The following is a 20,220-nucleotide window of genomic DNA, read 5'->3' as shown; positions in this document are numbered from 1 at the left end:
CCCGATCCGTTCCGTGTCTCAACTCAGGGTTCCAGAGGCACCCTCGCGCGGCCCCCTTCGACGACAATGCCGCCCCGGTCGCCGACTGTCACTGCGCCATATCGTTCAGCATAGACCTCGGGCAGCGGCCGCGCGCCGGGCACCGCCAGCCAGAGCCGCAGCAGATGCCGCTTGCGCTCCGGTTCCGGCCAGTCCTCGTACGCCAGACGGTCGTGCAGGATGGTGTGATTGTGCAGGAACTGCATGTCGCCGGGCCGGAACGTCATCTTCAGATGCAGGTCCGGGTCATTGGCCAGGGCATCGAACATGTCCAGCGCCTCGGTCTCCAGGTCGGTCAGTTTCCGGGCACCCTCCAGCTTCTGCGACGAGGTGATGTAGCGCCGGGCGTAGATCGCCGACAGGTGGCCCTCGAAGTGATTGAACACCGGGATCTCGAAGAAGGCCTTCTTGCCGGGCGGAATTTCCCCACGCCGGTCCGTCGGGAACGCATGGAACAGCGCCTTCAGCAGATCGGGCCGCGTCTGATACATCCGCTCGTAGATGGCCATCGAGCTGACGATCGCGGACTCGCCGCCGGACTTCGATGTCTTCAGGCACAGCAGGCTGACCACATCGCAGCTGTCGGTGTGAAAGGTCTGTCGTTCGGTGGTCTGGTAGATACGGACCTTCGGATCGTCCGTCGACAGGCCCAGGTCGCGGACATGGCCCAGCAGGTGGCCCGCGCCGTTCTGCGAGCGGGGGTTCCCCATCAGCAGACCCAGACCGTAATAGGCTGCGGCGACCTTCTCATAGGCCCAATCACCCACCGGCATGCCCCGGATCAGGATGAACCCGCGTCCGTGCAGCAACTCGTCCCGCCAGCGGCCGACCAGGTCCTCCAGATGCGGATCGGCCATATCCGCCTTTCGCATGTCGATCAGATCACGCCCCGAGGCCTGAAACCGCTCGATCCTTTTTCCCAGGCAATCGAGATCGCCGTCGCTCAGATGGTTGATCCAGTCGTCCCGGGTTGCCATATCGCTGCCAGTCCAGGCAGACGGACCGCCCGGCGGCGACGGCAGGTCGCTGATGGCTGTGTGCTGGTTCATGATGTTCTCCCCGTCGCGGATCCTCTTTTTCCATTTATATATAGAATCGGATGTTGTTGTTGTTGTCCCTGTGAATCACGGGGATGAATTTTTTCCCGGATCGTTCCACAGGCTGATCCCGGCAGCAGCAACCTGTCCCCGTTGTTCACAGCGGAGAGCGGATCGTCCGGTGCCCGCCAGATGCGTGGTCCGCCCGGTCCCGCAGGATGTCCCCATACAGTCCGGTTCCGGGCTTCGGTTCGATATCCCCGTCCGTACATCGTCCGGTCGGGAACGGGCGGGGGGCAGACGGCGGCTGTATGCTTCCCGGCCTGAAAAGGATGAATGCGCTGCCATTGCGCCGAAACGGGTGATATGCACAGATTCCGTGTCTTGCCCACAGTTCCGGATCCGTCTGCGCCATGCCCACCGCCAACCGCTTCCACCTGCACCTCGTCTCGGATGCGACGGGCGAGACCCTGACCACGATCGCCAACGCCGCGGTGGTGCAGTTCGAGGGAGCGGAGCCCGTCCAGCACCTCTGGCCGATGATCCGGTCCAGGGCGCAGGTGTCCACCGTGCTGGCCGGCATCGAGGCAGACCCGGGTCTCGTGCTGTTCACGCTGGTCGACCCCACCACGCGCTCGGCGCTGGAAGAGGGTTGCCGCAAGCTGAATGTCTCGCATCTGTCCGCGATCGATCCGGTGATGATGGCCCTGCGCGAATTCCTGGGCTCGGCGGCGCTGGGCCGGCCCGGCACGCAGCACGAGATGAACACCGAGTATTTCGAGCGCATCGAGGCCATGCACTACACGCTGAGCCATGACGACGGGCAGCAGGTCGAGGATCTGGACAGGGCGGATATCGTGCTCGTCGGGGTGTCGCGCTCGTCCAAGACGCCGACGTCGATGTATCTGGCCAATCGCGGGCTGAAGGTCGCCAACGTGCCGATGGTGCCCGGCGTCGATCTGCCCGAGGAACTGTTCGGCCTGAAGTATGCCCTGGTGGTAGGGCTGACGACCGCACCGGAGCGACTCAGCCAGATCCGGCGCAACCGGCTGCTGTCGCTGAAGGAAACCCAGACCAGCGAATATGCCGACGAGGAACGGGTCCGCGAGGAACTGGTGGCCGCGAAGCGCCTGTTCGCCAAGCACCGCTGGCCCGTCATCGACGTCACCCGCAAGTCGATCGAGGAGACGGCAGCGGCCATACTGACGCTCTACCAGCGTCGCAAGGGGGAACGGTCGGCATGAGGCTGGTACTCGGTTCCGGCAGCCCTACCCGTCGGCGGATGCTGCAGGACGCGGGCCTGGTCTTTCAGGTCATGCCGCCGGACGTCGACGAGGACGCGGTCAAGGCCGACTGGACGGACACGCCCGCTGCCCTGGCGCGCGAACTGGCATGGATGAAGGCGGCGGAGGTGAGCGCGCGCGTGCCCGATGCTTTGGTGATCGCCGCCGATCAGGTGCTGGAGCTGGAGGGCTGGATCTTCAGCAAGCCGGGCAACCGGCAGAAGGCCGCCCGTCACCTCAACCGGCTGTCGGGGCGGACCCACGACCTGCACACGGCCATGGCGCTGGCGCATCGCGGATCGGTGATCTTCGAACACCAGAGCACGCCGCGTCTGACGATGTTCGATCTGACCGAGGCCGAGATCGCGTCCTATATCGCGGCGGCCCCGCCCGATGCCTGGCAGACGGTGGGCGGCTATCAGGTGGAAGGCCCGGGCATCCGGCTCTTCCGGACGATCGAGGGCGGCTGGCACGATATTCTGGGCCTGCCCCTGCTGGTGCTGCAGGACTGGTTGCGGAAACGGGAGGCGGCATGATGCGCATGATCACCGGAGCGGCGCGGACTGCAGGCGTGACGGGCTGGCCCGTCGCCCATTCGCTCTCGCCCCGCCTGCACGGTTTCTGGCTGGCGCGGCATGGGATCGACGGGCTCTACGCGCCTTTCCCCGTGCATCCGGACCGTTTCGCCGAGGCCATGACCGGGCTGCGGGCGGCTGGCGTCCGCGGGGTGAATGTGACTGTGCCGCACAAGCAGGCCGCGCTGACATTCGCCGACACCGTGGACGAGGCCGCGGGCCTGATTGGGGCGGTCAACACGCTGATCTTTCACGCGGACGGATCGACCGAGGGCCGCAACACCGACGCGCCGGGCTTCATGCGGAACCTGATACAGCATGATGTGGATCCGGCGGCCGGCCCGGCCCTGCTGTTCGGCGCGGGCGGCGCGGCGCGGGCCGCCGTGTTCGCGCTGCTGGCGGCGGGTACGCCTGAAGTATGGCTGGTGAACCGGCATGTGGCCCGTGCGCGCCAGCTCGCCGCCGACCTGGCCGACCCGCGCGTCAGGGTTCTGGAGGCCACGCCGGATGCCGCGCGTCTGACCGAAGTAGGGCTGGTCGTGAACACCACGTCTGTCGGGATGAAGGGACGCGGCAGGATCGATCTGAATGTGTCCGCCCTGCCCGCGACGGCGGTGGTGCATGACATCGTCTATACCCCGCTGCGCACCGGCCTGCTGGCCGACGCCCAGGCCTGCGGCCTGAAGACCGTCGACGGGCTGGGCATGCTGCTGCACCAGGCGGCACCGGCGTTCGAGGCGTTCTTCGGGCAGGCGCCGGGTGTGGACGATGCCCTGCGCGACCATCTTCTGGAGGTTCTGTGATGACATATGTGGTGGGCCTGACCGGCTCGATCGGCATGGGCAAGTCGGCGGTTGCCGGCATGTTTCGAGACAATGATGTGCCGGTCTGGGATGCCGACGCGGCGGTGCACGAACTCTATGGCCCGGGCGGCGCGGCGGTCGCGCCCGTGGCGGCGCGGTTTCCCGAAGCGGTTGCCGACGGTCAGGTGGACCGGGACAGCCTGAGCAAGCTGGTGCTGGGGGACGATGCGGCCATCCGTGATCTGGAAAGGATCGTGCATCCGCTGGTCGGGGACCATCGTCAGGCGTTCTACGACAGGGCCGCCGAGGACGGGCACGATCTGGTCGTCGTCGACGTGCCGCTGCTGTTCGAGACCGGCGGCGAGTCGCGGGTGCACGCGGTGGTCGTCGTCAGTGCCCCGTCCGAGCAGCAGCGGGCGCGTGTCCTGGCCCGGCCCGGGATGACCGCGCAGAAGTTCGAGGCCATACTGGCGCGCCAGACGCCGGATGCCGAGAAACGGCGGCGGGCGGACCATGTCATCGATACCGGTACGACCAAGGACGAAACCAGGCAATCGGTTGCGCGCCTGGTCGTCGAACTGCGTCGGCAGGCGGCGGAGAACGGTTGATCCGGGCGCAGCTTTTTGCTGGCAACAGGCCGGAATCCCGGGTTATATAGTGGTCATACTTCAATCGAACCACCACGGGGTGTAGGCTTGCGAGAAATCGTGCTGGATACGGAAACCACCGGACTGGACCCGCGCGAGGGTGACCGGATCGTGGAAGTTGCCTGTCTGGAACTGGTGGACCGCGTCTGGACCGGCAGGTCCTACCAGGAATATGTGAACCCCGAGCGCGCGATGCCGGACGAGGCCTTCCGGATCCATGGTATCTCGGACGAGATGCTGGCCGACAAGCCGCGCTTTCACGAGATCGCGGATTCCTTCCTGGCCTTCGTCGACGGTGCGCCGGTGGTTGCGCACAATGCGGCCTTCGACATGAAGTTCCTGAATTTCGAGCTGGAACGGTGCGACCGCCCGACCCTGCCGATGGATCAGGTGGTGGACACGCTGGCCATCGCCCGCAAGCGGTTCCCCGGTGCCGGCAACAGTCTCGACGCGCTCTGCCGCCGGTTCGAGGTCGATAACACCGACCGGACGCTGCACGGCGCGCTGATCGATTCCAAGCTGCTGGCGGACGTCTACTATCATCTGGTGGGCGTGCGGCAGGCCGGGCTGGAGCTGGCCAGCGGCGGCAGCGACGAGAAGCGCGGCCGGGAGAGGCCGTTTCGGGAACCCCGCACCTTTGCGGTGCCCGAGGACGAGCGGCAGGCGCATCTGGCGTTCCTGGAAGCCGAGGTGACCGAGCCGATCTGGCTGAAACCGTGAGCCGGGATCGCGGCTGCGCGCATATTGACGCTTGCGGGCAGCGGTCATCCGTGTATTAAGAATGCCAGACCTTGGTGCGTCTGATGCCGGATCCCCTCTGGCGGAGTGCCATCTGTCCCGATTTCCATCCGACCGAATGATCTGACCGACGTTCGTGACGATTCCGAAACCTGTTCCAGAGACCCTTTCCGACATCGGATGCGGCACCTTCCTTTCCTGAAGCCAGAGCGACCCAATTCATGAACCTACGTGATCTCAAAGCCAAATCTCCGACCGAACTCCTCGAAATGGCCGAGGAGCTTGAGATCGAGAACGCATCGACCATGCGCAAGCAGGACATGCTGTTCGCGATCCTGAAGCAGAATGCCGAGGAAGGTGAGGAGATCACCGGCGTCGGCGTGCTGGAGATCCTGTCCGACGGCTTCGGTTTCCTGCGCTCGCCCGAAAGCAACTATCTGCCGGGGTCCGACGACATCTACGTCAGCCCGACCCAGATCCGGCGCTTTTCGCTGCGTACCGGCGACACGGTCGAGGGGGAGATCCGGGCACCGAAGGAGGGCGAACGCTACTTCGCGCTGCTGAAGGTCAGCCAGATCAATTTCGAGGATCCGGACGCCGTCCGCCACAAGGTCGCGTTCGAGAACCTGACGCCGCTCTATCCGGACGAGCGCCTGCACATGGAGTTCGACGATCCGACCAAGAAGGATCAGTCCAACCGGGTGATCGATCTGGTCAGCCCGATCGGTATGGGCCAGCGCGCCCTGATCGTGGCCCCGCCGCGCACGGGCAAGACCGTGCTGCTGCAGAATGTGGCGCACGCGATCGAAAGCAACCATCCGGACGTCTATCTGATCGTGCTGCTGATCGACGAACGGCCCGAGGAAGTGACCGACATGTCCCGCTCGGTGCAGGGCGAGGTGGTCTCCTCCACCTTCGACGAACCGGCCAGCCGCCACGTGCAGGTCGCCGAGATGGTGATCGAGAAGGCCAAGCGCCTGGTCGAGCACAAGCGCAATGTGGTGATCCTGCTGGACTCCATCACCCGCCTGGCCCGCGCCTACAACACCGTCGTCCCGTCATCGGGCAAGGTGCTGACCGGCGGTGTTGACGCCAATGCCCTGCAGCGCCCGAAGCGATTCTTCGGCGCGGCCCGCAACATTGAGGAAGGCGGTTCGCTGACCATCGTGGCGACCGCCCTGATCGACACCGGCAGCCGCATGGACGAGGTCATCTTCGAGGAGTTCAAGGGCACCGGTAACTCGGAAATCATCCTCGACCGCAAGCTGGCCGACAAGCGGACCTTCCCGGCGATCGACATCACCCGTTCGGGCACGCGCAAGGAAGAACTGCTGGTCAGCAAGAGCGATCTGACGAAGATGTGGGTCCTGCGCCGGATCCTCGCCCCGATGGGCACGACCGACGGCATGGAATTCCTGCTGGCCAAGCTGAAGGACAGCAAGAACAACGCGGACTTCTTCGATTCGATGAACGCCTAGGGCGTCCCGGCGTTCGATTGAAACGGTCGAGCGCGCTGGCCATCACCCCCGCCTCCGTGCGGGGCAACGGACGACCCAGCGAACGGCGCGTGATCCGGATATTCAGCAAGGCCCCCGGATAAACCGGGGGTGACAGTCTGCTGTCCGGCTTTCCCGTCACCGTAAATCCCCGCCCCCCGGACAGGCCGGGGGTGACTCTCGGTATACCGGTCCGCGTCAGAGCCCGCGCGTGATGAAGTCGGCCATGCGGCGGCTGAAGCCTGCGGGGTCGCTGATCGGTTCGCCCTCGATGATCAGGGCCTGGTCGAGCAGCAGCTTCGCCGCTTCCTCGAAATCGCCCTCGACGCCCTTTTCCTTCACCGTTTCGGCCATGCGGCGGATCAGCGGGTGGCGCGGGTTGATCTCGATGATCCGCCGCGAGGCTTCATCGACCTGCTTGTGAGCTTTCAGCACGCGCTCCAGCCGCAGGTCCATGTCGAACTCGTCGGCCACCAGACAGACCGGGCTTTCCTGCAGCCGGTCGGACTCGCGCACGTCCTTCACGCGGTCGCCCAGTGCCGTCTTGATCCCGGCGATCAGCGTGCCCAGCGCGGTCTCGTCGGGCTTTTCGGCATCGTCTTTCGCGGCGTCATCGGACCCGCCGTCGATCTTCGACAGATCGGCTGCGCCGCGTGTCACCGATCGGAAGGCCTTCTCCTCGAAGCCCGGACGTGCCGACAGCCAGAAATCATCGACCGGATCGGACAGCAGCAGCACCTCGACCCCCTTGGCGCGGAAGCCTTCAAGCTGCGGGCTGTTCTTCGCGGCGTCGATGTCTTCGGCGGTGATGTAGTAGATGGCGTCCTGGCCTTCCTTCATCCGCCCGACATAGGTTTCCAGGTCGATCATCTCGTCGCCGGCGGTGGTGTGGAAGCGGGCGAGTTTCAGGATCCGCTCGCCGAACTCCATGTCCTCGTAGATGCCTTCCTTCAGCACCGGCCCGAAGGTCTCCCAGAACTTCCGGAAGCCTTCGGCGTCGTTCTTCGCCTTGCGTTCCAGTTCGGACAGCACCCGCTTGACGATCTGTCCGCGCATGTGGCGCAGCAGCGGTTCGTTCTGCAGCATCTCGCGGCTGACGTTCAGCGGCAGGTCCTCGGAATCGACCACGCCCCGCAGGAAGCGCAGATAGCTTGGTGCCAGGTCCTCGGCCTCGTCGGTGATGAAGACGCGCTTCACATACAGCTTCACCCGGTGCTTGCGGTCGGGATGGAACAGGTCGAACGGCCGTTCCGACGGGATGAACAGCAGGATGCGGTATTCGACCTTGCCCTCGACATGCGCGTGCAGCGTCATCCAGGGCTCGTCGAAGCCGCCGCCGACGTGGCGGTAGAATTCGGTGTACTGTTCGTCGGTGATGTCGGACTTCGAGCGGGTCCACAGCGCCGACGCCCGGTTCACGGGTTCGTTCGCGTCGTCGGCTTCCAGATCCGCGTCCTTGTCCGCGCCGCCGCCGATGGTGATCGGCCAGGCGATGTGGTCGGAATAGGTTTCGACGATGGACCGCAGCCGCGAGGGCTCAAGATATTCCTTCTGATCGTCGCGGATGTGCAGGCAGATGTCGGTGCCGCGCCCGTCCCTGGAGGCCTCCTCGATGGTGTATTCGCCGGTGCCGTCCGATTCCCAGGTCCAGGCCTTGTCCTCGCCCGCCCGCCGCGTGGTGACGCTGACCCGATCCGCGACCATGAAGGCGGAGTAGAAGCCGACGCCGAACTGCCCGATCACCGACAGCGCGTCGGTCTTCGCATCCTCAAGCTGCTCCATGAAGGCGGTCGAGCCGGATTTGGCGATGGTGCCGAGATTCTCGATCAGCTCGTCGCGGGACATGCCGACGCCATTGTCGGAGATCGTCAGCGTGCCGGCGTCCTTGTCCACCTGGATGTGGATGCGGAATTCCGCGTCGCCCTCGGTCAGGGACGGATCGGCGATCGCCAGATAGCGCAGTTTCTCGCAGGCGTCGGAGGCGTTCGAGATCAGTTCGCGCAGGAAGATCTGCTTCTCGGAATAGAGCGCGTTGGTGACGATGTGCAGAAGCTTGGAAACTTCGGCCTGAAACTGGAAATTCTCGGCGGTCATGGGTCAGCTTTCCTCCTTCGGCTCCGACAGGGTTTCAAGAGTGTGCCTGAAATTCTGCGCGGTGAACTCGGCGAACAGATAGGCCCAGCCGTCGGTGCGCGCCTGCGCCTCGGTGGCGCGGGCGGCACCGGCGTCGACATCCACCTCGCGCTGCTTGCCTTCGTCGTTCGGTCCGGGAATGGGCAGGTCGTCCGGCGTGGTCGCCAGTTCCGGATCATGCTCGATGCTGAAGGTCACCCAGTATCCGGGGTCCTTGTCGACCTGGAAGCCGGCGGGGGCCGAGCGCACGGTGACCGCGGTGCCATCATCGGCATACAGCGTGGTGACGGTCGCGTCGGACATGTCCACCTCGGCGGCGGGTTTCACGTCCGCGAACGGCAGGAACTCCAGCGCCCGCTGGGTTGCGGTCAGGCGCACATCGCGGCTGGCGCGGTCATCGGGCAGATCGGCGATGTTCAGCGTGCCGAACCTGTTGCGGACCAGCCGCAGGACCTCGCCGTCGGGATGGTGGACGGTGATCGCGCTGATTTCCTCACGCGGGATCCTGAACAGGGTCTTGTCCAGCCAGGCGGTGGGGTCCTTGCGGATGTCGAAGCGGCCCTCGACCAGCCAGGTCCGGTCCTCGCCAGCGCGGCGCACATAGGCCTGCCCGGGATCGCGAGAGGTCGGCAGGGCCTTCACCTTGCCGATCAGCAGATCGGCCATCACCGCGCCGTCCGCCCCGCGCGCGGACAGGGCGATCGATGTCACGTCGTCCTCGGAATCGACGGCGGCTGGCGGATCGAGGTTCAGGCGGTGATGCTGCGCCGGATCGGCGGTGCGCGGGGCCAAGATGGTCGCGTTGGCCAGCGCCACCACGGCCTGCTTCACACGGTCCGGATCCACCGGATAGCCGGCGCGTTCGACCATCACCCAGCGGCCGCTCGCCTCGCGTTTCAGGGTCCAGGCCTCGTGTCCGGTATCCAGGCGCAGTTCGGCGATCCGGTTGACGTTCGCGCCGTCCAGTCCGGGGAACAGCGGCGTGCCGTAGTCGCGGGCGGCCAGGCGGGCGTTGCGCTCGGTCACCGACCAGACCGCGGCACCCGCGAACAGGACGGTGACGATCAGCAGGATCAGCCAGGTGGATCGTTTCATCGGTTCAGACCTCCCGCACGCGCTGGCTGGCGATGCGCCGCCGCCGCCGCCACAAGGCGATACCGATGGCGAACAGCAGCACCAGCGCGGGCATTGCCGCGATGTTCAGCATCTGGACACGCGACTGCAGCGCGTCAATATCGCGGCGCAGGCTGTGCTGCACGGCGCGCAGTTCCCGCCGGGTTTCAAGCATCCGGCTCTGGAAGTCCGCGATGGCGGCCTGTTCCTCGGCGGACAGCAGCTCGCTGTTGCCTTCACCGGCCTTGCTCTCCAGTTCCGCCAGCTTCTGCTCGGTTTCCGACAGCTTCTCGACCAGCGCCTGTTCCTCGGCCAGATAGCGCTGTTCGGCAGCGCGGCGCAGCTCCTCGATCCGCTGGAAGGGACGGTCGCCCTCGGCGCGGCTGCGCAGGCTGATCAGGTCCGCCGACCCGGCCAGATTGTCCAGGCCGTTGATCAGGAAGCTGCCGTTGCCGGCGGTCGGCTGGGCGATCTGCTGGCCCATCATGGCCTGCCGCGACAGCCAGTAGCGGTCGTCCAGCATGTCGGCATCGGCCACCAGGATCAGGTCCACCGGTTCGCCGGACTGCATGACATGGTCTGCTTCCACACCGTCGGGTGCCTTTTCGAAAGCCGAATTCACCGGACCGCGCAGCCGGGCCGCCAGCACGTAGCGCTGATCGTCGGGTTTGAACTCGGCCAGAAGCGCCTGCGGGTTCGGCCGCGTGCGGAACTTCGCCGCGTCCAGAAGCTGCGAGTCCGGGCTGGAGAGCACCAGCGGCCGCACGTCCAGGGTGGCCTCGTCGGTCTGGCGGATGTGACCCGCCGACGGGATCAGCAAAGGCATCTGCAGCTCGGCGGTGACAACGTCGTCGCTGTTCAAAGCGTCGGGTCCCGCCGTGATCCAGCCCACGTAGTCGATGATGGCGCGGCGGCCTGCCCCGGCATTGACGCGCGTGGCATAGCCCCGGTCGCCGACGATGCGGTCGGCCTCGACCTCGACGCCCCAGGCCCTGAACAGCGGCGTCAGCAGCGATTCATGGCGGTCCAGCGGGTTCGGCACACCCTGCGGCAGGGGCAGATTGACCCCGGTTTCCGAGAAGGGATCGGCGAAGATCATCGCCTTGCCGCCCTGCACGATGTACTGGTCGATGGCATACATCTGCGCTTCGGTCAGGTCGCGTGCATGCACCAGCAGCAGCACATCCGTTTCCGGGTCGATGCTGTCCCAGTTGCGGGGCTGGACGCGGACATCGAAGAATTCGCGCATTGGCTGCATGATGCCATAGGGCTGGCTCTCGCCGCGCATGGCGGCCTGAATGCCGCCGGGACCGAATTCCAGCGGGAAGCCGGTCACCACGGTCAGCATCGGACGGTCCGGATTGGACAGGCCGTAGATCGTGCGGGTCAGATCGTATTCCAGAAAGCGGGCGCGCTCGGGCGAGAAGAAGCCGATGGCTTCCTGATCGTCGGTCATGTTGGTGCCGACCAGACCGAAATAGAAGTTCTCGCCCACCTGCCCGATGGGCACACCCGTCAGCCCGGCATCGACGGCGCGGTCCTCGGCTTCGGAAAACGGCTCGGGGTCGATGATCTCCAGCCGGATGTTGTCGCCACCGGCGGCCGCATATTCTTCCAGCATGTTGATCACATTGTCGGCGTGGTTGCGGATCTCGGGCGCGTCCCCGGCCAGCGAGCGCGAGAAATAGAGCTTCAGCGTGACCGGTTCGTCGAGATCGTCCAGCAGGGTCCGCGTGCCGTCCGACAGGGTGAACAGCTTGCGTTCGGTCAGATCGATGCGGGTGCCGCCGAACAGGCTGTCGGACAGGATGTTGACCGACAGGAACAGGACCGCCGCCAGCACGATGGCGGAAAAATGCATGAAACGCTGGTTCATCATGCTCACCCCGCCAGCTTCTTGTGTTCGATGATGATCACGTTGGCGAACAGCCAGACCGCGATCAGCGAGGCGAAATAGATCAGGTCGCGGACGTCGATCACGCCTTCGACGATGGCGTTGAAATGCACCAGGAAGCTGAACCCGGCGATCTGGTCCAGCATGGCCTGCGGTGCCCAGGCCGAGAAGAACTCCAGCACCAGCGGCGCGCCCGAGACGGTGAAGGCGAAACAGACGACCGTGCCGACGACGAAGGCGATCACCTGGTTCTGTGTGGTGGCCGACACGCAGGACGCGATGGCCAGGTATCCGCCCGCCATCAGCAGGCTGCCGATATAGCCGGCCAGAATGACGCCATTGTCCGGCTCGCCCAGATAGTTGACCGTGATCCACAGCGGGAAGGTCAGCGCAAGCGCGATGCCGGTGAAGGCCCAGGCGGCCAGGAACTTGCCCAGCACGGCGGCCGGCACCGACACCGGCAGCGTCAGCAGCAGTTCGATCGTGCCCGTCTTGCGCTCTTCCGACCACAGCCGCATGCCGATGGCCGGGATCAGGAACAGATAGAGCCAGGGCAGATAGCTGAAGAAGCTCTTCAGGTCGGCCTGCCCGCGCTCGAAGAAGTTGCCCAGATAGAAGGTGAAGGCCGCCGTGGTCAGCAGGAAGATGGTGATGAACACATAGGCCACGGGTGTCGCGAAGTAACCGGCGAGTTCGCGGCGGAAGATGATCAGCGCGTTCATGCGGCATGCTCCGTCGGTGTCTTTTCGCCCAGGGTGATGGTGCGGAAGACCTCGTCCATGCGGCCCTGGTCGACGTGGAAGGAGTCCAGTTCCCAGCCGCGGGCGCGGGCCAGCTGCGCGACCTGATCGGCGATGGCGCGTCCCTGTTCCGGGAACACGATGATCCGGCCCGGTCCGTCTTCCTCGACGCGGGCCACGCCGGGCACCATGGCCACGTCGTCGCGAATGGTGGCGAAGGCCGGCAGGCTGTCGCCCGACAGCTGCACCACGACCGCATTGTGGAACCGCGAACGGGCCATCAGCTGATCGGGCGTGCCGTCGGCGACGACCTTGCCGTGTGCGATGATCATGGCGCGGCTGCAGACGGCGGACACTTCCTCAAGGATGTGGGTCGAGATGATGATCGCCTTGCCGGGCGACAGTTCCCGGATCAGGTCCCGCACCTGGTGCTTCTGGTTGGGGTCCAGCCCGTCCGTGGGTTCGTCCAGGATCAGGATCTCGGGATCGTGCAGCAGGGCCTGCGCCAGACCGACCCGTCGCTTGAAGCCCTTCGACAGGGTTTCGATGGGCTGGTGCAGCACGTGCTGCAGTTCGATCCGCTCGACCATCTCGCCGATGCGGCGCTTGCGCTCCGCGCCCTTCAGGCCCCGCACTTCCGCGATGAAATCGAGATAGCCCGCCGGTGTCATGTCGGGATAGGCGGGCGCGCCTTCGGGCAGGTAGCCGATCTTCCGCTTGGCCGCGATCGGATCGGCCAGGGCATCGACCCCCGCGACCCGGATGCTGCCTTCGGTTGGTCCCAGAAAGCCGGTGATCATTTTCATTGTGGTGGACTTGCCCGCGCCGTTCGGGCCGAGAAATCCCAGGACCTCGCCGCGCGCGACGCTGAATCCGATACCGTCGACCGCCGTGAAGCTGCCGAACCGTCTCACGAGACCTGTCACTTCAAGCATCGTTTCCACGTGCCTGATCTCCCTTGTGCCCATCGTCAGACTGTGTCCGGACCGCGCGATCAGTCACGCTGTTCTTGTTGGTTGCCGGACGGTGTGGAGAGTTAGGCGAAGCCGTCGCGCGGTTCAAGGCCCGAGTGCGCCGGTCGATCAACTGTTGCGTGAAATCGGGCCATACAACTCGACGGCGCGAAAAGCTTGCGGCAGAATATGACGATGATGTCTGCACGGTTTGCCTCTCTTCTGGCGCTTCTGATGTTCGCCGTTTCGGCTGTGACGGTCGCGCCTGCGTCCGCCGACCAGACCGACCCGGAACTGGACCGTCTGTTCGGTGCGCTTCAGGGTGCGGAAGGACCGGATGCCCAGAAGGTCCAGAACGCCATCTGGGGCGTGTGGCACGATTCCGGATCCGACACGGTCGATCTGCTGATGAACGACGCGGCGCAGGCCGTGCAGATGGGTCTGCACGATCAGGCCGAGGCGCAGTACGATGCGGTGGTCGATCTGGCGCCGGGCTTTGCCGAGGGCTGGAACCGCCGGGCGACCCTGCGGTTCATGCGCGGCAATTACACCGGCTCGATCGAGGACATCTCCCGCGTGCTGGATCTGGAACCGCGCCATTTCGGGGCGCTGGCCGGGCTGGGCGCGATTTATGACCGGCTGAACCAGCCCGAGGCGGCGCTGGAGTCGTTCCGCCAGGCGCTGCTGATCAATCCGCACATGGCCGAGGTCAGGCAGCGTGTCGAGGCGCTGCGCAAGGAAATCGGCGACCGCGATATCTGAAGGGTGCGACCCTTCGGGCAGATGATGGCGGCGTGGATCGGGTCTTGTGTCCGCCGCGGCCACACCGTTTGATGGGCGGATGACCGATACAGCAGAAAGATTCGCCTTGGGGCATGGCGCGGACACGGACTGGCGCACGGCGGTCGCGGCCTGTCTGGATCAGCTGGAAGAACAGCTCGACGGGGCGGACGGCCTCGGGTTCCTGTATCTCTCGGATCATTTCTCGCCGGTGGCGCAGGACATTCTGACCGTGCTGCGCGGCCGCACCGGCATCAACAGCTGGGTCGGTACATGCGGCATCGGCATCGCGGCGGGCCGCGCGCAGTACTTCGACATGCCGGCCCTGTCGGTCATGGTCGCGACCATCCCGCGGGATCAGTACGCCATCGTCACCACCGGGCAGGATGCGGCACTGCCCTTCGAACCGTGGTTCGGGGTGATGCACGGCAACCCGCAGGCCCCGGACCTGCCCGAGCAGGTCGCGGATTTCGCCGGCCACAACGGCGGCTTCTGGGTCGGCGGGCTGGCCGCATCCCGCGCCACCTACCCGATGATCGCGCGCGGCGTCTCGGACAGCGCGATTTCCGGCGCGGTGCTGTCCGCCGCCGTCGGCGTCCAGACGGCCCTTTCGCAGGGCTGCACACCCATCGGGCCGATGCACGAGATCACCCGGTCGCAGGAGAACCTGATCGTCGAACTGGACGGCCGCCCGGCCTTCGAGGTCTTCCGCGAGGAGATCGGCGAACTGCTGGCGCGCAACATGGAGCGCATTCCGGGCTTCATCTTCGCCGGGCTGCCGGTCAGCGGTGCGGATACCGAGGACTACATGGTCCGCGACATCGTCGGCATCGATCCCGGTCAGGGACTCGTCGCGATCGGCGATATGGCCGAGACGGGCGGGCGCATCATGTTCTGCCGCAGGGACGGGGCCAGCGCGGTGGCGGATATGGAGGCGATGCTGGACCGGCTGGAGAAACGGCTGGACGGCAAGGTGCCGCGCGGCGCGCTCTATTATTCCTGCCTGGGGCGGGGACCCGCCATGTTCGGCGAGGAACGGACGGAACTCGACATGATCGCCGAACGGTTCGGCGAGCTGCCGCTGACCGGCTTCTTCTGCAACGGCGAGATCTCCAACGCCCGGCTGTATACCTACACCGGCGTGCTGTCGCTGTTCGTGTGACAGGGTCGTGCGGCAGCGCCGCGCTCAAAGCAGCGAGAGCTGATCCCCCGGTGCGGGCGGCGGGCTGAACAGGCCGGTCTCCAGCAGCAGCTTGCGTTCGTTCAGGCCCAGCCGCCGGGCCGCGATCCGGAACCGCCGTCCCATCATCGCGGCATAGGGCCCGCTGCCCGACATGCGCTTGCCGAACGCGGCGTCATAGGCCTTCCCGCCGCGCATGTCGCGGATCAGCCGCATGATCCGGCTGGCGCGGTCGGGCACTTCGGTTTCCAGCCATTCCTGGAACAGGTCCGCGATCTCCAGTGGCAGGCGGACCAGGATATAGCCGGCCTCGGTCGCGCCCGCGTCGCGCGCGCGCTCCAGAATGGCCTCCATCTCCGGCTCGTTCAGCGACGGGATCAGGGGCGCGGCCATCACCGCCGTGCGCACGCCGGCCTCTGACAGCTTGCGGATGGCATCGATGCGGCGGGCCGGGGTCGAGGCGCGCGGTTCCATCGACCGGGCGAGCCGGTGATCCAGGGTGGTCACCGACAGGGCGACCTTCGCCAGGCCCTTCTCGGCCATGGGTGCGAGGATGTCGAGATCGCGCACCACCAAATCGGACTTGGTGACGATGCCGACCGGATGGTTGAACCGCGCCAGCACCTTCAGGATCTCGCGGGTGATCATGCGTCGCCGCTCGATGGGCTGATAGGGGTCGGTGTTGGTGCCGATGGCGATCGTGCGGCACCGGTAGGATTTCGCCCGCAGCTCCTTCTCCAGCAGGACTGCCGCCTCGGGCTTGTAGAGCAGCTTCGTCTCGAAATCGATGCCCGGCGACAGGCCCAGATAGGCGTGGGTCGGCCGCGCGAAGCAGTAGATGCAGCCGTGCTCGCAACCCCGGTAGGGGTTGATGGAGCGGTCGAACGAGATGTCGGGCGACTGGTTGCGGGCAATGATGGTCCGGGTCGCGTCCGCTGTCTCGGTGGTGCGGATGCCGGGCGCGCCGTCCTGCCACTCGTCCGGCCCGCCCCAGCCGTCGTCGACCCAGACACGGCGTTCGCTGTCGAACCGGCTGGACCCGTTGGAACGCGCGCCCCGGCCCCGTGTCTGGCCCGGTGCCGCCCTGTCGGACATGTCGAAGCCATGCCCCCCATATGATTTGTTCTTTTTTTGTTCCATAAACGGAGGAAACCATGACGGGCGGGTGCGGTCAAGCGTCAGCCTGCTGTCAAGCGGTCCGGATCGGAAAGCCGTGGATCAGCGTCAGTTGCTGAGGCCGTCGCCCTGGCCCTGCAGCACCACCTCGACCCGGCGGTTGCGGGGTTCATAGGCGCCGTCGGCGGTCGGCACCTGCGGCGCGGTCTCGCCCAGCGCCTTGATCAGCAACCGCGACTGCACGCCATGGCGCTGGATCTCGCTGGCCGTGTTCTGTGCGCGCTTGCGCGACAGGGCGAGGTTGTAGTCGGCGTCGCCCGAACGGTCGGTATGTCCGGCCAATTCGATCACGGCGGTGCCGTCGGTCTTGGCGCGCTCGCTGGCCTCGGCGACGGTCCGGCGCGCCTCGGGGCTCAGGGCCGCACTGTCGAGGCCGAAATAGATCAGGTAGGTCTTGCGCAGGCTGGCCGCGGCGCGGGCCTGTGCGACCGGCAGGGGTGCGGGTTTCGGCACGGTCTTGGCGATCCGCTTCGGCGGTTGCGCGCGGGCGACCACAGGCAGCGCGGCCTGCTGGGCGGTGGACTGCACGGCACCGCCGGTCGACGGCGCGGCGCCGAAGCGGTAGCGCAGGCCCAGCATGGCATTGTGACTGACATAGTCGGCGCTGACGGTCACGCCGTTGGCCGCAGTAAGTTCGGCCTCACTGGTGCGGAAGTAGCGGTACTCGGCAATCAGCGAAAGGTTGGGGTTCAGGGCGAAGGCCACGCCGGCCAGACCCTGGTAGGCCAGCACGAAATCGTCGTCGTCGATGGTGGCAATGCCCGCGCCGGAAACACTGTTGGCTCCGATCCGGGCACCGCCAAGACCGCCGCCGATATAGGGGTAGATTCCGCTGGGATTGTCATATTCCCAGATGATATTGGCGATGGCGCTGGTCGAGTTGATGCTGCCGTCCAGATTGATGTTGCCCAGCCGGTCGGCGGTGTGGTGACGATAGGCGATCTCACCCTCGATGCGGAAGCCGGATCTGAACTGGTAGCCGACCGCACCGGTGCCGCCGTAGCCGAACTTCAGATCCAGCGGATTGGCAGCCGAATTGTCCACAGTCCGGTCCGTCGGATAGGCACCGAGTGCACCACCCGACAGGTAGGATCCGCTCACCTCGGCGCTTGCGGAGCCGGCCATCACCACCAGCGCCGCTGCCGCCATCGCACTTCGATTGAACATCGCACTCTTTCCGTCAATCATGACGCCCCCGTCCGATTCAGGATACCCGAACGCGGCATCCTGTACAGGAATAAGTTAAGGTTTTCCAAGGCGCTGCCGGAAAAAGGCCGAGGTGGTATTCAGGTCTCCTGCAGGCGCGGCAAAAGCTCGACGAAATTGCAGGGCCGGAAGCGGATATCCAGCTGCGTCGCCAGGATCATGTCCCAGCCATCCCTGCAAGCGCCGGGCGATCCCGGCAGGGCGAACAGGTAGGTGCCGCCCGCCACCCCGGCGGTACAGCGGGACTGAATGGTCGATGTCCCGATCTTCTCGTAGGACAGCATGCGGAACAGCTCGCCGAAGCCCGCGATTTCCTTCTCCTGGACGTCGGCAAGGGCTTCCGGCGTGACGTCGCGGCCGGTGACGCCGGTGCCGCCGGTCGTGATCACGACCTCGATGCCGTCGTCCGCGATCCAGTCGCGCAGCTTGTCGGCGATCGCCGCCCGGTCGTCGCGGACGATCTCGCGGCGGGCCAGCTCGTGGCCGGCGTCGGTCAGCCGCTGCACCAGCACGTCGCCGGACCGGTCATCGGCCTCGGTGCGGGTGTCGGACACGGTCAGCACTGCGATCCGGACGGGCACGAAGGGGCGGGTGTCGTCAATCGGCATGGGCGGGGGCTCCTGTGGCGGTGGCGGACGTGCCTGTCGCGGCCTGTCGCGGCGAGACATAGAGCGGCCAGCGCCCTTCGGCCATGTCGATCAGGCTGGGCGTGGGCAGGTCCATCCGGTCGCGGTAGATCCAGTAGGCCGACAGCACGTCCCGAACGAAATGCCGGGTCTCGCGCGATCCCAAGAGCTCGATGAACAGCAGCGGGTCGGCGCGGTCGCCGAAGCGCCGCTCCCAGGTCTGCAGGTTGCCCGGACCCGCGTTGTAGGCCGCCAGCATGTGGATCAGGCAGTTCCGCGGTTCGACTAGCCGGGACAGGTAGCCCAGATAGGCCTGACCGAACTTCAGGCTAACCTCGGGGTCGTGCAGGCGGTCGAGCGTGACGCGTTTCAGGCTGGTCTTGCGCGCCACATAGGCCGCCGTGTTCGGCATGATCTGCATCAGGCCGCGCGCGCCCATGCGGCTGCGGGCGTCGGGATTGTAGCCGGATTCGCGGCGCGCCACGGCCAGCAGCAGCGCACGTCCGATGGGATCGCGGGTATCCACCTGCCAGCGCGGCACCGGGTAGAGCGACGTATCGTGGTGTTCGCCGAAACTGCGCTGGCGGATGCGGGCCATGCGATAGGCGGAGGCGGGCGCGTCGATCGCGGCGGCGACGGCGATCAGCAGGGCACCGCCGCCGCTGTCGGTGTAGCGCGACAGCCGGTTCAATTCCATGTCGGCGCGGGCGATCTGTCCCGCCTGGGCCAGCGCGATGGCGCGGCGGATTCCGGCATTGGTCATCAGCGTCTTCAGGGTCGCCCGGTCGAGCGAGGGCGGGGTCCAGACGAAGGGGCCGAACCGGGCCAGCTGCGCCGCCGCCAGCAGGCCGTAGATATCGCGCGGGAACCGGGTCGTCCGTTCCAGCGCGGTCAGCGCCTCGTCGTAATGCCCGCCCGCCAGCGCGGCCCGCGCGTGCCAGTAATCGACCGCGCCGCCGATGTTGCCGATCCGGTCGGGCGGTGTCGCGGCAGCGGTGCGGAACCGGGTCAGGGCGTCGGCCTGCCGGTCCATCGCCCACAGGGCGATGCCCGCATGGAACGCCCCCAGCCGCCTGCCGCCACCGGCTTCGCGCATGGCGAGGTCGCCCTGCTGCAGCGCGCGTTCGAAGCGGCCCTTCGACAGGTGCCCGCGGGCCAGCGCGGCATGCGCCTCGGCCCGGCCCGCCGGGGTCATGCGCCGGCCGTCCGCGCCCGCCAGCCGCTTCTCCGAGACGGTCATGCGGTCGCGCCGGACGTTGCTCTTCACGATGTCGACAATGCGCCGGTCCGCTGCACTCGGCGCGCCGCCGCTCGCCGTGCGGGTGCTGCTCCGGTTCGGCAGCCTGAGGTTCTCCGGATAGGTCAGCCGTACGAAGCGCGGGCGCGTCAGCGGTTTCCAGCCGGAGCGCGGACGCCGCTTCGTCGCCAGCTCGTGGACGTCGCCGGAATCGGGATGGTCGGCATAGGCCTTCATCCAGGTGTGCAGTTCCTCGTAGGACGCGCGCCAGCCGGTCGGGTGCATGTAGCGCTGGTGCAGCACGTGACCCATCAGCAGCCGGTCGTCCAGCTGCCTGATCAGCCGGTCCGCCGCGCGCCAGTCCGCACGCCCCTGAAGCCGGAAGATCTCGGCATAGCGGGCGGCATCCTTCGCCGACAGCACATCGGGCAGGTCGGCGGCGGCGGCCTGCACCGGAATCGCCATCGCCGTCAGGACGGTCAGCGCGGCGGCCAGATTTCTCAGGGTCGAGAACATGGCGCGCATCGAATACCGAAAAACGGTGTGTCTGCAAGCTTGTCGCGT

The 20,220-nt window shown here is 66.4% G+C and carries 18 protein-coding genes; 8 read left to right on the top strand and 10 right to left on the bottom strand.

The window, feature by feature from the left end; genetic code table 11:
- Positions 1–23 precede the first annotated feature (23 nt).
- Positions 24–1,088, bottom strand: a complete 1,065-nt coding sequence (locus tag ACN0X7_RS08040) for a TauD/TfdA family dioxygenase (RefSeq protein WP_417515932.1) — start codon at positions 1,086–1,088, stop codon at positions 24–26.
- A 401-nt stretch (positions 1,089–1,489) separates the two neighbouring features.
- On the opposite strand from ACN0X7_RS08040, the gene ACN0X7_RS08035 reads away from it, so the two are divergent.
- The 6 genes from ACN0X7_RS08035 (at position 1,490) to rho (ending at position 6,600) form a co-directional block, all read left to right on the top strand.
- Complete coding sequence (locus ACN0X7_RS08035; protein WP_417515930.1) at positions 1,490–2,320, top strand: pyruvate, water dikinase regulatory protein; 831 nt, start codon at positions 1,490–1,492, stop codon at positions 2,318–2,320.
- Positions 2,317–2,895, top strand: coding sequence for a Maf family protein (locus ACN0X7_RS08030; RefSeq protein ID WP_417515928.1), 579 nt, complete (start codon positions 2,317–2,319; stop codon positions 2,893–2,895). The genes ACN0X7_RS08035 and ACN0X7_RS08030 overlap by 4 nt, the downstream gene beginning before the upstream one ends.
- Positions 2,896–2,900: 5 nt before the next feature.
- A complete protein-coding gene (locus ACN0X7_RS08025; RefSeq protein ID WP_417516140.1) occupies positions 2,901–3,737 on the top strand; it encodes a shikimate dehydrogenase in 837 nt (278 codons plus the stop codon).
- Positions 3,737–4,345, top strand: a complete 609-nt coding sequence (coaE, locus tag ACN0X7_RS08020; protein WP_417515926.1) for a dephospho-CoA kinase — start codon at positions 3,737–3,739, stop codon at positions 4,343–4,345. The genes ACN0X7_RS08025 and coaE overlap by 1 nt, the downstream gene beginning before the upstream one ends.
- 99 nt (positions 4,346–4,444) lie before the next feature.
- A complete protein-coding gene (gene dnaQ, locus ACN0X7_RS08015; RefSeq protein ID WP_417515924.1) occupies positions 4,445–5,104 on the top strand; it encodes a DNA polymerase III subunit epsilon in 660 nt (219 codons plus the stop codon).
- A gap of 239 nt (positions 5,105–5,343) precedes the next feature.
- Complete coding sequence (rho, locus tag ACN0X7_RS08010) at positions 5,344–6,600, top strand: transcription termination factor Rho (protein ID WP_417515922.1); 1,257 nt, start codon at positions 5,344–5,346, stop codon at positions 6,598–6,600.
- 216 nt (positions 6,601–6,816) lie between these two features.
- Here the strand turns inward: rho and htpG are convergent, their stop codons facing one another.
- From htpG to ACN0X7_RS07985, 5 genes are read right to left on the bottom strand one after another with little or no spacing between them, the layout of a single operon-like run.
- Positions 6,817–8,712 (bottom strand): molecular chaperone HtpG, encoded by a 1,896-nt coding sequence (gene htpG, locus ACN0X7_RS08005; protein WP_417515920.1) that lies wholly within the window; start codon positions 8,710–8,712, stop codon positions 6,817–6,819.
- A 3-nt stretch (positions 8,713–8,715) separates the two neighbouring features.
- Positions 8,716–9,846 carry a DUF4340 domain-containing protein gene (locus tag ACN0X7_RS08000; protein ID WP_417515918.1) on the bottom strand — a complete coding sequence of 377 codons (1,131 nt, stop codon included), beginning with the start codon at positions 9,844–9,846 and terminating at the stop codon, positions 8,716–8,718.
- A gap of 4 nt (positions 9,847–9,850) precedes the next feature.
- The gene (locus tag ACN0X7_RS07995; protein WP_417515916.1) at positions 9,851–11,740 is read right to left on the bottom strand and encodes a Gldg family protein; all 1,890 of its coding nucleotides are present in this window, start codon (positions 11,738–11,740) and stop codon (positions 9,851–9,853) included.
- 5 nt (positions 11,741–11,745) lie between these two features.
- A complete protein-coding gene (locus ACN0X7_RS07990) occupies positions 11,746–12,480 on the bottom strand; it encodes an ABC transporter permease subunit (protein WP_417515914.1) in 735 nt (244 codons plus the stop codon).
- A complete protein-coding gene (locus ACN0X7_RS07985; RefSeq protein WP_417516138.1) occupies positions 12,477–13,433 on the bottom strand; it encodes an ABC transporter ATP-binding protein in 957 nt (318 codons plus the stop codon). Before ACN0X7_RS07985 ends, ACN0X7_RS07990 begins: the two co-directional genes overlap by 4 nt.
- Positions 13,434–13,649: 216 nt before the next feature.
- Here ACN0X7_RS07985 and ACN0X7_RS07980 point away from each other — a divergent pair, with 216 nt between their 5' ends.
- Together ACN0X7_RS07980 and ACN0X7_RS07975 are read left to right on the top strand one after the other, a co-directional pair.
- Positions 13,650–14,213, top strand: coding sequence for a tetratricopeptide repeat protein (locus ACN0X7_RS07980; protein ID WP_417515912.1), 564 nt, complete (start codon positions 13,650–13,652; stop codon positions 14,211–14,213).
- A 79-nt stretch (positions 14,214–14,292) separates the two neighbouring features.
- Positions 14,293–15,393, top strand: a complete 1,101-nt coding sequence (locus ACN0X7_RS07975; RefSeq protein WP_417515910.1) for an FIST signal transduction protein — start codon at positions 14,293–14,295, stop codon at positions 15,391–15,393.
- 24 nt (positions 15,394–15,417) lie between these two features.
- Here ACN0X7_RS07975 and ACN0X7_RS07970 read toward each other — a convergent pair whose 3' ends face one another.
- The 4 genes from ACN0X7_RS07970 to ACN0X7_RS07955 form a co-directional block, all read right to left on the bottom strand.
- Positions 15,418–16,506 carry a PA0069 family radical SAM protein gene (locus ACN0X7_RS07970; RefSeq protein WP_417515908.1) on the bottom strand — a complete coding sequence of 363 codons (1,089 nt, stop codon included), beginning with the start codon at positions 16,504–16,506 and terminating at the stop codon, positions 15,418–15,420.
- A gap of 129 nt (positions 16,507–16,635) precedes the next feature.
- The gene (locus tag ACN0X7_RS07965; protein WP_417515906.1) at positions 16,636–17,754 is read right to left on the bottom strand and encodes an OmpA family protein; all 1,119 of its coding nucleotides are present in this window, start codon (positions 17,752–17,754) and stop codon (positions 16,636–16,638) included.
- A 119-nt stretch (positions 17,755–17,873) separates the two neighbouring features.
- A complete protein-coding gene (moaB, locus tag ACN0X7_RS07960) occupies positions 17,874–18,401 on the bottom strand; it encodes a molybdenum cofactor biosynthesis protein B (protein ID WP_417515904.1) in 528 nt (175 codons plus the stop codon).
- Positions 18,391–20,172: a lytic transglycosylase domain-containing protein gene (locus ACN0X7_RS07955; RefSeq protein WP_417515902.1), complete on the bottom strand. Its 1,782-nt coding sequence runs from the start codon at positions 20,170–20,172 to the stop codon at positions 18,391–18,393. The genes moaB and ACN0X7_RS07955 overlap by 11 nt, the downstream gene beginning before the upstream one ends.
- Positions 20,173–20,220 lie beyond the last annotated feature (48 nt).

Source organism: Minwuia sp., assembly GCF_048263705.1.
GTDB lineage: Bacteria > Pseudomonadota > Alphaproteobacteria > Minwuiales > Minwuiaceae > Minwuia.
The sequence above is the reverse complement of the archived record's forward strand: the minus strand, read 5'-3'. Positions and strand labels throughout refer to the sequence as shown.

Excerpts from the sequence above, each read along its gene's own strand:
- ACN0X7_RS07995 (WP_417515916.1), bottom strand. The coding sequence starts at position 11,740 with ATGAACCAGCGTTTCATGCATTTTTCCGCCATCGTGCTGGCGGCGGTC.
- htpG (WP_417515920.1), bottom strand. The coding sequence starts at position 8,712 with ATGACCGCCGAGAATTTCCAGTTTCAGGCCGAAGTTTCCAAGCTTCTG.
- ACN0X7_RS07955 (WP_417515902.1), bottom strand. The coding sequence starts at position 20,172 with ATGTTCTCGACCCTGAGAAATCTGGCCGCCGCGCTGACCGTCCTGACG.
- ACN0X7_RS07965 (WP_417515906.1), bottom strand. The coding sequence starts at position 17,754 with ATGTTCAATCGAAGTGCGATGGCGGCAGCGGCGCTGGTGGTGATGGCC.
- ACN0X7_RS08025 (WP_417516140.1), top strand. The coding sequence starts at position 2,901 with ATGATCACCGGAGCGGCGCGGACTGCAGGCGTGACGGGCTGGCCCGTC.
- ACN0X7_RS08000 (WP_417515918.1), bottom strand. The coding sequence starts at position 9,846 with ATGAAACGATCCACCTGGCTGATCCTGCTGATCGTCACCGTCCTGTTC.
- ACN0X7_RS07990 (WP_417515914.1), bottom strand. The coding sequence starts at position 12,480 with ATGAACGCGCTGATCATCTTCCGCCGCGAACTCGCCGGTTACTTCGCG.
- ACN0X7_RS07985 (WP_417516138.1), bottom strand. The coding sequence starts at position 13,433 with ATGCTTGAAGTGACAGGTCTCGTGAGACGGTTCGGCAGCTTCACGGCG.
- ACN0X7_RS07980 (WP_417515912.1), top strand. The coding sequence starts at position 13,650 with ATGTCTGCACGGTTTGCCTCTCTTCTGGCGCTTCTGATGTTCGCCGTT.
- ACN0X7_RS07970 (WP_417515908.1), bottom strand. The coding sequence starts at position 16,506 with ATGTCCGACAGGGCGGCACCGGGCCAGACACGGGGCCGGGGCGCGCGT.
- ACN0X7_RS07975 (WP_417515910.1), top strand. The coding sequence starts at position 14,293 with ATGACCGATACAGCAGAAAGATTCGCCTTGGGGCATGGCGCGGACACG.
- ACN0X7_RS08040 (WP_417515932.1), bottom strand. The coding sequence starts at position 1,088 with ATGAACCAGCACACAGCCATCAGCGACCTGCCGTCGCCGCCGGGCGGT.
- ACN0X7_RS08035 (WP_417515930.1), top strand. The coding sequence starts at position 1,490 with ATGCCCACCGCCAACCGCTTCCACCTGCACCTCGTCTCGGATGCGACG.
- coaE (WP_417515926.1), top strand. The coding sequence starts at position 3,737 with ATGACATATGTGGTGGGCCTGACCGGCTCGATCGGCATGGGCAAGTCG.
- rho (WP_417515922.1), top strand. The coding sequence starts at position 5,344 with ATGAACCTACGTGATCTCAAAGCCAAATCTCCGACCGAACTCCTCGAA.
- moaB (WP_417515904.1), bottom strand. The coding sequence starts at position 18,401 with ATGCCGATTGACGACACCCGCCCCTTCGTGCCCGTCCGGATCGCAGTG.
- ACN0X7_RS08030 (WP_417515928.1), top strand. The coding sequence starts at position 2,317 with ATGAGGCTGGTACTCGGTTCCGGCAGCCCTACCCGTCGGCGGATGCTG.